The organism is Aquimarina mytili, from assembly GCF_016735115.1.
Taxonomy (GTDB): domain Bacteria; phylum Bacteroidota; class Bacteroidia; order Flavobacteriales; family Flavobacteriaceae; genus Aquimarina; species Aquimarina mytili.
Map to the genome: position 1 here is coordinate 994,972 of NZ_JAERQJ010000001.1, position 13,162 is coordinate 1,008,133.

The following is a 13,162-nucleotide window of genomic DNA, read 5'->3' on the forward strand; positions in this document are numbered from 1 at the left end:
GGTATTAAAATTCAAAAGAATATGGGAAAGTCATTTTTTCTTAGAAAAAAGAAGTCCCAAAGGAAAAATCACTAGTATAAAGAGATACCACCCGGTAATTAAACCAATTATGGTGATTGCTGCAGCAATCACCATAATCCATATCATTTTGGTTGAAATTTTCATTACAGTTCTCTTACCCAAATATTGCGATATTCTACCGGGTTACTATGATCTTGTAATTTGATAGGCCCTTTGTCATGGGCCTCATTTTTAGGTGGACCAATATATTCTGTAGATCCTAAAATCTCGACATGATCTTGTACTAAAACTCCATTATGAATTACGGTAATAAAACCAGATTTGGTTTTATTTCCTTCATTGTCAAACTCCGGAGCATGAAATATAATATCATACGTTTGCCACTGATCTGGCGCTTTTGTAGCATTGACCAAAGGAATATGTTGCTTGTAAATCGAAGTTGCTTGTCCGTTAGCATAGGTTTTATTTTGATAACTATCCAAAATTTGTACTTCATACTTGTTTTGGAAAAATACTCCGCTATTTCCTCTTCCTTGTCCTTCACCTTCAATACGATCTGGAGCACTCCATTCTAAATGTAATTGAATACTGCCAAAATCTTGTTTGGTTTGTATATCTCCAGTTCCAGGTTTTACGGTCATAGTTTTATCTTCATTTATAGTCCAACCGGCTGGCGAAACAGAATCTTTTGCAGAAACCCAAGCATCTAAACTAGAACCATCAAACAAAACGATAGCATCCGAGGGAACCTTATTTTCATTAAACGAAATGGCCTTTGGTTCAGGCTCCCATACTTCAGTCTCTTTGGGATCAGTGATCTCTTTTTCTGGTGGAGTATTGGTGGTAGTTTCTTTTTCTTTTGCTACCTCGATGTTTTCAATAGAAGTAGTTTTCTCTTTGCAAGAAAATACAATAGTTAAAAAGGTGAAAAAATAGATTAGCTTTTTCATTTTGGTGGTTGTTTTTAGTGGGTTATAATCCTAGTATTTTTTTTAATTGTTCTTTATCAATATCTGCACCTGCAAAATCGTCAAAAGCTTTTTGCGTGGCTTCAATAATATGGGCTTGAATAAACGAAGCGCCTTCCTGGGCTCCTTGTTCAGGAGATTTAATACAACATTCCCATTCCATTACGGCCCATACATCGCATCCATATTCCGTTAATTTAGAAAAGATGGTTTTAAAATCTACTTGCCCATCTCCCGGAGATCGGTAGCGACCAGCACGATCAATCCAGTCACTATATCCTCCAAAGGCACCTTTTTTGCCGGTAGGATTAAATTCTGAATCTTTCACATGAAATGCTTTAATAAATTCATGATAATGATCAATATATTCTATATAATCTAATTGTTGAAGTACAAAATGGCTAGGATCATATAAGATATTTACTCTTTTGTGATTACCAGTTGCTTCAAGAAAACGTTCAAAAGTAATTCCATCATGCAAGTCTTCCCCGGGGTGGATTTCATAACAAACATCAACTCCTTCCTTATCAAAATGATTAAGAATGGGTAACCATCGTTTTGCTAATTCTTCAAATCCCATTTCGACTAAACCCGCGGGTCTCTGTGGCCATGGGTGCATAGTATGCCAAAGTAGAGCACCAGAAAAAGTAGCATGCGCTGTAATTCCTAATCTTTTACTTGCTGTTGCTGCATTTTTTACTTGTTGTACTGCCCATTTGGTGCGCTCTGTTGGGTTGTTTTTTAGCCGATCTGGCGCAAAATTATCAAACATAATATCATAAGCTGGATGCACAGCTACCAATTGTCCTTGTAAGTGAGTTGATAATTCGGTGATCTCTAATCCGTAATCTGCAATTTTGCCTTTTAGTTCGTCACAATACGTTTGACTTTCGGCAGCTTTATCCAAATTAATTAGTCGATCTTCCCAAGTCGGAATTTGAATCCCTTTATAGCCAAGATCTGAAGCCCATTTGCAAAGCCCATCTAGAGAATTAAAAGGTTCTTTATCATCCATAAACTGAGCCAGAAATACGGCAGGCCCTTTGATTGTTTTCATATGATTAGCTTTTGAGTTTTTGGGTATGAAAATTTGTGAGTTTTAGTATCTCTTTTGACTTTGTAATATCTGAATTATAAATATTTTGCACAATAACTCTTCTATATCATACTCATCACTTTTTTAAATTTTTGTCCAAGCAGTATTATTTTTACTACTTTCTACGCAGGCATAAATAAACTTCATGCCTCGCAGACCATCTTTTACCGTTGGAAAATCTGGTAGATTAGAAGGGATCCCTCCAGAATTAATATTTTGCACTTCTAGTGCAAAACTTCTATAAATTGTTGCGAAACCTTCCAGGTACCCTTCAGGATGACCTGCAGGGATACGTACATATTCTGAGGCTTCTGGATATCCACCATTTCCACCAGGAGTATAGATTTGCTTAGGTTTGTCTAACCAACGAACTATTAGTTCATTTGGGTTTTCCTGATACCACTCTATACTTCCTTTGGTTCCATAAATTTTGATCCCCAGATTGTTTTCTTCGCCGGTAGCAATTTGTGAAAAGCTCATTGTTCCTTTAGCTCCATTTTCAAAACGAAGTAAAATATTTCCATCATCATCCAACACTCTTCCATCTCCAAAAGCAGAAAGATCTGCCGCAAGTTCACTAATTTGAATACCAGAGATATACTCGACCAGATTTTCTGCATGAGTACCAATATCTCCCAAAGCTCCTCCGATTCCCGATTTTGAGGGGTCTACTCGCCAAGCTGCTTGTTTTTGCCCCGTTTTTTCGATAGAAGTAGCCAACCACCCTTGTAAATATTGAACATTAATTTTACGAATTGCTCCCAAATCACCTTTGGATATCATTGTTTTCGCTTGTTTTACCATTGGATATCCGGTATAGTTATGTGTTAGCGCAAAAACTTTTTCAGACGAATTTACAATCGTTTCAAGTTCGATTGCCTCCTCCAGGGTCAAGGTCATTGGTTTATCACAAATAACATGAAAACCATGTTCTAAAGCCATTTTAGCAGGAGGGAAATGCATATGATTAGGAGTTACAATGGCTACAAAATCCATACGCTCTTTTTCAGGAAGCTTAGCTTCTTCTATGAGCATTTGTTCATAATTTGCATATGCCCTTTGTTTTGAAATTCCTAACGTTTCCGCGGAAGCGATACTTTTTTCTTCACTACTAGAAAATGCACCACATACCAAATCAATCATACCATCAATACTTGCTGCTTTTCTATGTACATCTCCGATGAAAGAACCAATTCCTCCACCGATCATTCCCATTTTAAGTCGAGTCATATTGTTTATTCTTTATATTCTATTTTTTCATTTTTGAAGAAGATAGCAAAAAGTAGCATCACTGCTCCAGCAAACATAGCTGGAAAGATCCAAATACCAGTCCAATCATGCTGTCCTTCTGATACTAAATTAGCATCAGTAATTTTACCAGCTACGTAGAATCCAATAAGCATTCCGAGACCATATGTGGCTAAAGTTATTAATCCCTGGGCTGCACTTTTAAACTTTTCTCCGGCCTTACTATCTGTATATATCTGACCAGATACAAAAAAGAAATCATAACAAATACCATGTAAGGCAATACCAGTAATAAGCATGAACGCTAGTTCGCCTGAGTTACCGTAGGCAAATAATAAATATCTGATTGCCCATGCTAACATACCAACTAAAAGAGTCATTTTAAAACCAAATTTTTTAAAGAAAAATGGAAGTAACAACATGAAAATTACCTCTGACGCTTGTCCAATAGTCATTTTCGCAGCGGGGTTAGAAACCCCAATTTCACCTAAAAATTGACCCGCATGCTGATAATAAAATGCTAAGGGTATACAAATAAGTATTGAAGCTAGAAAAAAGAATAGGAAATTCTTATCTTTTAAAAGGTTTAATGCATCTAACCCTAAAATATCGGAAATACTTATTTTTTGATCCTTACTAATCTTAGGAGGTGTCTTGGGAAGAGTAAAACTTAAAATTCCTAAAACAGAAGAGGCTACAGCGGTCATTAAGAAAGTGTTCTTGAGCATACCACTTGCAACTCCCTCTTCAGAATCCCAATGAAATACATAGCTAATTACTAATCCAGCTACGATCCAACCTATGGTGCCAAATACACGAACAAAAGAGAATTGCTTGGCGGGATCATTCATTTGATTAAAAGAAACAGAATTTACCAACGCAAGAGTAGGCATATAGGCAATCATATATCCAAGCACATAAGGGTAAAAAGAACTAAAATCGGTTGCATTTGCCATTTGATACATTAAAAAAGCTCCGATTAGATGTAAAATCCCTAATATTCTTTCTGCATTAAAAAAGCGATCTGCAATTAATCCGATAATAAAAGGAGCAATAATAGCACCCCAGGATTGTGTTGAATACGCCATGGCAATTTCGCCGCCACTTGTTTTCAAAGTATTGGGCAAATATATACCCATGGTTACAAACCATCCTCCCCAAATAAAAAATTCTAAGAACATCATTAATGAGAGTTGGATCTGAGTTGAAATCTTCATAAAATTGGTTGGTTAGTTTAGTTAATTTGATGAATTAATTAGTAAGTCGCGGGTTGCTTTAATACCCTCAATTTCATTGAGGCGTTCTCCTTCATATTCAACGCCCACAAAGCCTTTGTATCCAGAGTTTTTGATGATCTCGAGCATTTTTTTATAATCAATTGTAGTTTCATTTCCTTCTGAATCAAAATCATATGATTTTGCACTTACAGCTTTAGCATAGGGCATCATTTCTTTTACTCCTTGATATTTAGGATATTCTTTAACGCATTTAGCTCCCCAGCGAGCACCACCTTCTCTTTTTAAGCAAAAATTACCAAAATCGGGTAGTGTTCCACAATTGGGTTTATTTACCTTTTGCATCACTTCAACTAATAGTGATGCATTAGAAGACAGGTATCCATGATTTTCTACAATAACATTAATATTTTTAGTCGCAGCATAGTCAGATAATTTACCTAGACCATCAGTTGCAACATCAACCCATTGTTCTGGATCATTAGTACCAAATAGATTTACACGGATAGAGTGGCAACCTAAAAATTGAGCGGCATCCACCCATTTTTTATGGTTTTCTACGGCATCATTTCGCTCTTTTTCGCTGGTAACTGCCAAATCGCCTTCGCCATCTACCATAATGATTAAATTCTGAATATTATGTTTTGTACTATTGGCTTTTAATGCTTCTAAAAGTGTTTGCATTGCTTTTTGTGGATCAGGGTCTTTTATGAGTTCATCGGTATATAATTGGCTTACATATTCAATTCCTTCGAAACCCAATTCTTTTGCTTTTTGGGCAAAGTCCATTGGACTCATTTCACCAGATTGAATTGTTTTATGAAGAGACCATTGTGCTAGTGAAAGTTTAAAAAATGGTTTTGTTTCTTCTATTAATGTTTCCACTGATGATTCTTCTTTTTGAGCTTCAGAATTTTGAGAGGTGTTGTTTTTACATGATCCAAAAAATAGAATTAAAATTAGCCCGGTTATAATGGTTTTTTGCATGATTGTAATGATAAGGTTTATAGTGACCAGGCTTTTCCGCCTGTTAGTTTTTCTAAAGAATCGCATCCTATTTGCTGGCCTGGTACCGGCGCATATGCAAGTACATTTTCTCCTATTTCTTTACTGGTTTTGAATCCCCAAATTGAAAGGTCCCTTATGGCCGATAAGAATAGAAAAATTTTGGCATCTTTTGATATTGCATCAAAATCATCCGGACTTTTCATGTGTTCCATTTCTTCTTGATAGGCCTTTTGCTGCTCTTTTGATGATTTAAGGTATTTAGCCAATAAAGCATCATATTCTTCAATTTTAATCTTCTTAACGGGCTTGTCTTCATTAACACCTAATTCATTGAGTACTATACCTGCTATTTTTTTAAACATACTCGCTTCTTCTTCTTTAGCGACTTGACTCATGTATTTCTCAGTAAACATAGCCACATTAAGAGATTTAGCACCTGGGATATCAGTTTCTGGAATAATTAGATCTACAAGTTGATCTAATACTTTGGCTTCATCTTCTGAAAGTAATTCTGGGACCCAATTTAGTTTTATCTCGGAAGTACAACTTTGTAGTATACTAATAATAGCGGGAGTAGTAGCTATATATCCGGCTGATAATCCAATGTTTTTTAAAGCTTCTCTTCTGTTCATCTTATATTGAATTAAGCGGTTTTTTTAATTTGTTTTGCAGCATGCTCTGCGGCTCTAGCGGTAAATGCCATATACGTAAGCGAAGGATTTACACAACTTGCTGACGTCATAAATGAACCATCGGTAACATACACATTGGGTACCGCATGGATTTGATTATGTTTGTTAAGTACTGATGTTTTTGGATCATTACCCATTCTTGCGGTTCCCATTTCATGAATTCCTAATCCAGGAGCTCCTATATCGTCCCATGGTTCAATATTTTTAAAGCCTGCTTTTTCAAGCATTTCCATAGCTTGGGATACCATATCTTTTCTCATTTCTATCTCATTTTCTTTAAATTCTGCATCAAACGTTATGGTGGGTAATCCCCATTCATCTAATTTTTCGTAATCCAAAGTCATTTTATTATCATGATACGGAAGACATTCTCCAAATCCCATGAGACCAATTTGCCATTTACCCGGTTTAAGAATACTTTCTTTTAAAGCGGCTCCGTATCCTAATTCTGAAATGGTTTCTTTCCAATCTCGTCGACTTGCTCCTCCTTGATACCCATAACCTCTTTTAAACGTTTTTTGATCCGTTTCACCTCCCAAATTTCTAAACCTTGGGATATATAACCCATTGGGTCTTCGACCTTTATAGTATTTATCCTCAAATCCATCAAAATTGGCAATGGCTCCAGCTTTAAAATGATGATCCATGATATTATGGCCTAACTCACCAGAATCATTTCCCATTCCGTTAGGGAATCGCTCTGATTTGGATTGCAGTAAAATACTGGCTGATGCAATAGCAGAGGCGCACAGAAAAATTACTTTTGCAGTAAATTCAAAAACCTCCTTAGTTTCAGAATCAATAACTTTTACGCCTGTTGCCTTTCCTGTTTTATCATTGTAGATTACTTGATGCACAATAGAATTGGGACGCAATGTCATATTTCCAGTACGTTCGGCGGCAGGAAGAGTTGATGAGTTACTGCTAAAATAGGCTCCAAAAGGACATCCTCGCATACAACGATTACGATATTGGCAATTCATTCTTCCTTCAAAAGTTTTTGTTCCGGTTATATGAGCCGTACGTCCAATTGTTAATAATCGATCTTCATAATTCTGGGCAATATTAGATTTTAAATGATTTTCTACACAGTTTAGCTCCATAGGTGGTAAAAACTGTCCATCAGGTAATTGTTCTAACCCTAATTTTTCTCCACTAACACCGATAAACTCTTCCACTTTATCATACCACGGTGCTATATCCTTATATCGTATGGGCCAATCGATTGCTATTCCGTCTTTTTTATTAGCCTCAAAATCAATATCGGCTAATCGATAGCTTTGTCTTCCCCACATCAGTGATCGACCACCAACATGATACCCCCTAATCCAATCAAATCTTTTGGTTTCATTGTAAGGGTGTTTTAGGTCATTTACAAAGAAATGTCGGTGTTCGGTACCAGTAACATATCCGGTTCTATTTTGTTTTTCCTGTTCGGCGATTTCTTTTCTTGTAGGTTGCCCTTTGAACTCAGAATCCCATGGGTCGTCATTCATGGTTGTGTAATCTTCAATATGGCGTACCATACGGCCACGCTCTAAAACAAGAGTTTTTAATCCTTTTTCGCAGAGTTCTTTGGCGGCCCAGCCACCACTAATCCCTGTACCTACTACGATAGCATCGTATTGTGGTTCTTTTTTCATATTCGTTGATAATTTGCGGGTAATTTTATTCGTTTAATGTTCTAAACCATTCTGCCATAGCTCTTGCTTCATCTTCAGAGATATTTTGATTGAGCATTATGGTATTATTATATTCTTTAAGTAACGCAATAGCTACAGGATCTTTTTTGAGCATTTCATCAGGATTCATAATCATGTTCATTACCCATTCTGGACTACGCTTTTTGTAAATACCTACCATAGGCGGCCCAATAAATTTTTGAGAAGCTTTATGACAGGCTACACACTTAGATTTGAATAATTGTTCTCCTTTATCTGCAAGGTTTTGGTTTATGCTCTTATCAAATGTCACAGACGTTATTGGGCCAATACCTTTGTTTTCGAGCATAATAGGCACTGAAGAAGTATTTGTTGATTCAACTTTTTTCTCCTTCTTTTTATTTCCAATAGTAATAGTTTCTTTATCTGTTTTTTTTTGATTAGAACAACCCATACTAATAAATAGGCAAATAATCGCAATGGGTAAAGAGAATGATTTCATCTATTATAGTTTTCTTTTTTACATTAGTAAACTTCCAAATTTGAGCAATCAGAAACAATATATACTAATATGATTTCTGATTTCTTAAATTGTAAAAAGCCTTTATTATGTGGCAAAAAAGACTAATAAATATTAGTCTTATGTAATAGTGAAATATTGAGTTTTTAAATATGTGGTGAATAAATATAAGAAGTTTATTTAATTTTTAACCAAACAATTAACTATTCATTAAATAAAAAAATATAATAATTCTATTTTTAGAATATATCCTAATCATTTCTTCTAAAGCTTTTTGTGTGGTCTATTGTTGTGAATTATAGATAGATAAGGTGAAATAGTAAATTGTTTTTCTTAGAAAGTAGTACTTTTTATCAATGAAAAACTTAATCGATTAATTTTTTATTAATTTTGCATTATACATGAAAAAGTATTTCAATACCATATTAGCTGTTGTTATGTCATTTGTAGTATTATGTTCTACAATGTCATTTACTATTAATATGCATTATTGCGGAAAAACTTTGGTTGATGTTGCAGTATTTAAAGAAGCAAAAACATGCGGAATGGAAATGCAACAGACTTTAAATTCTTTTGACAACAATATAGTTAAGAAAAAAGGATGCTGCACTGATAAGCAGTTGGCATATGAAGGTCAGGATGAGCTTAAAGTTTCAATAGATAAATTAACATTTGAACAACAGATTTTCATTGCTTCATTGTATATTTCTTATATAGATTTATTTGAAGGTTTAGAACAAAATATTGTTCCCTTCAAAGAGTATCCACCTCCTTTTTTAGTCAAAGATATTCATGTATTACATGAAACTTTTCTGATTTGATGTATGTATAATTAATGTGAACCCTATTAGTGTATTAGGGCTAAAATTGTTTACGATTAAAAGTAGACCTCTTATTAATTATGTAATGATCAAAACGTATGCTAAACAAAAGCATTAAATTCCTTATAGAAAATAAAATAGTATCCGTCATACTACTTATTGTGTTTGTAGGATGGGGTTTAATTAACGCACCATTTAATTGGGATACAGATATATTCCCTAGAAATCCCATTGCTGTAGATGCTATACCCGATATTGGAGAGAACCAACAAATTGTTTATACAAAATGGGTAGGCCGCTCACCGCAGGATGTAGAAGATCAGATCACGTATCCATTAACAACTTCATTATTAGGAGTGCCAGGGGTAAAAACAATCAGAAGTTCATCGATGTTTGGCTTTTCAAGTATCTATATCATTTTTGAAGAAGATATAGAGTTTTATTGGAGTCGTAGTCGTATTCTAGAGCAACTTAATTCTTTACCTTCAGAGTTATTGCCAGAGGGAGTGAATCCAACTCTTGGTCCGGATGCAACGGGATTAGGCCAGGTATTTTGGTATACACTCGAAGGACGAGATGAGCAAGGAAATGTAACGGGAGGTTGGGATTTGCACGAACTACGAAGTATTCAGGATTATTATGTGAAAAATGCGCTGTCCTCTGTAAATGGAGTGTCTGAAGTTTCTTCTATCGGCGGGTATGTTCAAGAATATCATGTTGACGTAAATCCTGAGTTAATGAAGCAATATGGGATTAGTCTATCGCAGGTTACCAATGCAATTAAAGAATCTAATCAGGATATAGGGACTCAAACTTTAGAAATTAATAAAGCCGAATATTTAGTTAGAGGACTAGGGTATATAAAATCTATTACAGATATTGAGAATGCTGTAGTTACAGCCGAAGCTTACACTTCCATACGAGTAAAAGATATTGCTAAGGTAACTTTAGGACCGGCCAGTAGAAGAGGTATTCTGGATAAAGAAGGAGCAGAGGTAGTTGGTGGGGTAGTAGTAGCTCGTTATGGAGCAAACCCAATGCAGGTTATTGCTAACGTAAAAGAAAGAATAGATAAGTTTGCTACTGGATTGCCTTCAAAAAAGTTGTCAGATGGTAGAACCTCGCAATTGACGATTGTTCCATTTTATGACCGATCGGAACTTATTGAAGAGACATTAGGTACACTTAATGAAGCTCTTAGCTTAGAAGTACTAGTTACCATTTTGGTTATCGTGGTTATGGTATTTAATTTTAGGGTATCTATACTCATTTCTGGCTTACTACCAGTAGCTATTCTTATGGTATTTATAACCATGAAACTGTTTAATGTTGATGCTAATATTGTAGCACTTTCGGGTATTGCTATTGCTATAGGTACGATTGTAGATGTTGGAGTGATTATATCCGAAAATATTATTAGACACCTTGAACAAGATCAAAAAAGTATACCGGTAAATACAGTAGTATATAATGCAACCGTTGAGGTATCTGGAGCAATTATTACCGCTGTGCTTACAACTATAATTAGCTTTATTCCTGTTTTTATGATGATTGGTGCCGAAGGAAAACTTTTTAGACCATTGGCTTTTACAAAAACTATGGCACTTATTGCATCTATAATAGTTGCATTGTTTTTGATTCCTCCGTTTGCCGCTTTTCTATTCAAAAAAAGAAGTCTTAGATCATTTGTAAAGTATAGTATTAATTTGGTGTTTATTGTATTAGGTGTTGTAATTACTTTTTATGGTATCTGGTTAGGTTTTATTCTAATATTATTTGGAGTTATTAAAATACTTAATTTGAGAAATATATTTTCTAAAACGTATTCTAATCGTATAAACATACTTATTTCTGCTATTACTATAATGATCTTATTAGCAGAGTATTGGAGGCCACTTGGTGTTGATAAGAGTATTTTTTGGAATTTGATTTTTGTATCTATTATCTGTTTGGGAGTTCTAGCGATTTTTGTGCTTTTCAGGCGATATTATACCAAAATTCTGGGATGGGCATTACAAAACAAATTGTTATTTATGTCGTTGCCATGTGTTCTTGTCATTGTTGGGTTTCTAATCATGAAAAATACGGGGAAAGAATTTATGCCCTCATTAGATGAAGGTGCTTTCCTATTAATGCCTACCTCTATGCCTCATTCAGGTATTGAAGAAAATAAAAGAGTTTTGCGGCAATTGGATATGGCTGTGGCAATGATTCCAGAGATTAAAACAGTGGTTGGAAAAGCTGGAAAGACCGAATCAGCCCTTGATCCAGCTCCTTTATCAATGTACGAAAATATAATTCTCTATAAACCAGAATTTATACTAAATGAAAACGGAAAAAGGCAACGCTTTAAAGTAAATGAAGAAGGTGTATTTATCTTAAAAGATGGTCGTTTAATTTCTAACCCGAATAACAATGCTGCTGAGGATAATTCTAGTAATACCGCTTTTCAAGTTGAATATAAAGAATTAATACCAGATTCTAAAGGTGAGTTTTATCGTAATTGGAGACCCGAAATTAGAACCCCTGACGATATCTGGAAAGAAATTGTTCGTGCAACAAAACTGCCTGGTGTCACTTCAGCTCCCAAATTACAGCCAATCGAAACCCGTTTAATAATGTTGCAAACCGGCATGCGGGCACCAATGGGAATAAAAGTAAAAGGACAAGACTTAGCACAAATAGAAGCTTTTGGAATAGCGTTAGAAAATGTTCTGAAGCAAGTAGAAGGTGTAAAGAAAGATGCAGTCTTTGCAGAACGTACCGTAGGTAAGCCATATTTGTTAATTGATATAGATCGTGATAAACTTGTGCGTTATGGTGTATCGGTTCAAGATGTTCAGGATGTTTTACAAGTAGCGGTAGGAGGGATGCCACTTACACAAACTGTAGAAGGAAGAGAACGTTATACCGTACGCGTACGATATCCTAGAGAATTACGTTCTACCCCTGCAGATCTGAAGAAGATTTATGTTCCTGTTGGAAATGGAAATTCTATCCCTTTAGGAGAATTAGTTAAAATTAGATATGAAAAAGGCCCCCAAGCTATTAAAAGCGAAGATACTTTTCTTATAGGGTATGTTTTGTTTGATAAATTAGAAGAGTTTGCAGAGATTGATGTAGTGGAAAATGCTCAAAAATTAATCAAACAATATATCAAAAACGGTCAATTGATTATGCCAGAGGGAATGACGTATCAATTTACAGGAACGTATGAAAACCAGCTTAGAGCAGAAAAAACATTAAGCATTATTATTCCATTAGTATTGATTATTATTTTCTTGATATTGTATTTTCAATTTCGCTCAACTGTAATTTCATTGATTATTTTCTTTGGTATTGCCGTGGCTTTTGCAGGCGGTTTTTTGATGATCTGGTTCTATGGACAACATTGGTTCTTAAATATTAATTTCTTTGGTGAAAATTTAAGAGATATTTTTCAACTACACCCAATTAATTTGAGTGTTGCTCTGTGGGTCGGTTTTATAGCATTGTTTGGTATAGCCACAGATGATGGAGTTGTAATTGCTACTTATCTTACCCAGGTTTTTGAGGTAAATAAACCCAAATCTGTTAATGATATAAGAGCTTCGGTGATTGAAGCTGGAGAAAAACGCATACGTGCTTGTTTAATGACTACAGCAACTACTATATTGGCGCTTTTGCCTGTGTTGACATCTACAGGACGGGGTAGTGATATTATGATTCCTATGGCTATACCAAGCTTTGGAGGCATGGGTATTGCATTAATAACTTTATTTGTGGTACCAATATTATTTAGCTGGAAAGAAGAAGTATTATTAAGAAAAAAATTGAATGAAAAATAATAGGATTAAGAATACTATGGGTATGATCAAGCATAAACAGTATAGGTCGAACAATTTTAGTAATA

General features: G+C 35.1%; 11 protein-coding genes. 2 read left to right on the plus strand and 9 right to left on the minus strand.

The window, feature by feature from the left end:
• Positions 1-30 precede the first annotated feature (30 nt).
• The 9 genes from JJQ60_RS22170 to JJQ60_RS04310 all read right to left on the minus strand — a co-directional run bounded on the left by JJQ60_RS22170 (position 31) and on the right by JJQ60_RS04310 (position 8,431).
• On the minus strand, positions 31-165 hold the full coding sequence (locus JJQ60_RS22170; protein WP_262896661.1) for a hypothetical protein: 135 nt from the start codon (positions 163-165) through the stop codon (positions 31-33).
• The gene (locus JJQ60_RS04275; protein WP_201916952.1) at positions 165-971 is read right to left on the minus strand and encodes a 3-keto-disaccharide hydrolase; all 807 of its coding nucleotides are present in this window, start codon (positions 969-971) and stop codon (positions 165-167) included. Before JJQ60_RS04275 ends, JJQ60_RS22170 begins: the two co-directional genes overlap by 1 nt.
• 22 nt (positions 972-993) lie before the next feature.
• On the minus strand, positions 994-2,046 hold the full coding sequence (locus JJQ60_RS04280; protein WP_201916954.1) for a sugar phosphate isomerase/epimerase family protein: 1,053 nt from the start codon (positions 2,044-2,046) through the stop codon (positions 994-996).
• A gap of 123 nt (positions 2,047-2,169) precedes the next feature.
• Complete coding sequence (locus tag JJQ60_RS04285) at positions 2,170-3,315, minus strand: Gfo/Idh/MocA family protein (protein WP_201916956.1); 1,146 nt, start codon at positions 3,313-3,315, stop codon at positions 2,170-2,172.
• Between the two features lie 5 nt (positions 3,316-3,320).
• Positions 3,321-4,550 (minus strand): nucleoside permease, encoded by a 1,230-nt coding sequence (locus JJQ60_RS04290; protein WP_201916958.1) that lies wholly within the window; start codon positions 4,548-4,550, stop codon positions 3,321-3,323.
• Between the two features lie 21 nt (positions 4,551-4,571).
• Positions 4,572-5,555 (minus strand): sugar phosphate isomerase/epimerase family protein, encoded by a 984-nt coding sequence (locus JJQ60_RS04295; protein ID WP_201916960.1) that lies wholly within the window; start codon positions 5,553-5,555, stop codon positions 4,572-4,574.
• Between the two features lie 17 nt (positions 5,556-5,572).
• A complete protein-coding gene (locus JJQ60_RS04300) occupies positions 5,573-6,208 on the minus strand; it encodes a gluconate 2-dehydrogenase subunit 3 family protein (protein ID WP_201916962.1) in 636 nt (211 codons plus the stop codon).
• A gap of 11 nt (positions 6,209-6,219) precedes the next feature.
• Positions 6,220-7,911 carry a GMC oxidoreductase gene (locus JJQ60_RS04305; protein ID WP_201916964.1) on the minus strand — a complete coding sequence of 564 codons (1,692 nt, stop codon included), beginning with the start codon at positions 7,909-7,911 and terminating at the stop codon, positions 6,220-6,222.
• Between the two features lie 25 nt (positions 7,912-7,936).
• A complete protein-coding gene (locus JJQ60_RS04310; RefSeq protein WP_201916965.1) occupies positions 7,937-8,431 on the minus strand; it encodes a c-type cytochrome in 495 nt (164 codons plus the stop codon).
• Positions 8,432-8,850: 419 nt separating this feature from the next.
• Between JJQ60_RS04310 and JJQ60_RS04315 the strand changes: the two genes are divergently transcribed.
• Positions 8,851-9,270, plus strand: a complete 420-nt coding sequence (locus JJQ60_RS04315) for an HYC_CC_PP family protein (protein WP_201916968.1) — start codon at positions 8,851-8,853, stop codon at positions 9,268-9,270.
• A 98-nt stretch (positions 9,271-9,368) separates the two neighbouring features.
• Positions 9,369-13,097, plus strand: a complete 3,729-nt coding sequence (locus tag JJQ60_RS04320) for an efflux RND transporter permease subunit (protein ID WP_201916970.1) — start codon at positions 9,369-9,371, stop codon at positions 13,095-13,097.
• The last annotated feature ends 65 nt before the right edge of the window (positions 13,098-13,162 follow it).

What these genes read in the sequence shown, in the direction of transcription:
- JJQ60_RS04285 (WP_201916956.1), bottom strand. Translation starts at nt 3,315, where the DNA reads ATGACTCGACTTAAAATGGGAATGATCGGTGGAGGAATTGGTTCTTTC.
- JJQ60_RS04315 (WP_201916968.1), top strand. Translation starts at nt 8,851, where the DNA reads ATGAAAAAGTATTTCAATACCATATTAGCTGTTGTTATGTCATTTGTA.
- JJQ60_RS22170 (WP_262896661.1), bottom strand. Translation starts at nt 165, where the DNA reads ATGAAAATTTCAACCAAAATGATATGGATTATGGTGATTGCTGCAGCA.
- JJQ60_RS04310 (WP_201916965.1), bottom strand. Translation starts at nt 8,431, where the DNA reads ATGAAATCATTCTCTTTACCCATTGCGATTATTTGCCTATTTATTAGT.
- JJQ60_RS04275 (WP_201916952.1), bottom strand. Translation starts at nt 971, where the DNA reads ATGAAAAAGCTAATCTATTTTTTCACCTTTTTAACTATTGTATTTTCT.
- JJQ60_RS04305 (WP_201916964.1), bottom strand. Translation starts at nt 7,911, where the DNA reads ATGAAAAAAGAACCACAATACGATGCTATCGTAGTAGGTACAGGGATT.
- JJQ60_RS04290 (WP_201916958.1), bottom strand. Translation starts at nt 4,550, where the DNA reads ATGAAGATTTCAACTCAGATCCAACTCTCATTAATGATGTTCTTAGAA.
- JJQ60_RS04300 (WP_201916962.1), bottom strand. Translation starts at nt 6,208, where the DNA reads ATGAACAGAAGAGAAGCTTTAAAAAACATTGGATTATCAGCCGGATAT.
- JJQ60_RS04320 (WP_201916970.1), top strand. Translation starts at nt 9,369, where the DNA reads ATGCTAAACAAAAGCATTAAATTCCTTATAGAAAATAAAATAGTATCC.
- JJQ60_RS04280 (WP_201916954.1), bottom strand. Translation starts at nt 2,046, where the DNA reads ATGAAAACAATCAAAGGGCCTGCCGTATTTCTGGCTCAGTTTATGGAT.
- JJQ60_RS04295 (WP_201916960.1), bottom strand. Translation starts at nt 5,555, where the DNA reads ATGCAAAAAACCATTATAACCGGGCTAATTTTAATTCTATTTTTTGGA.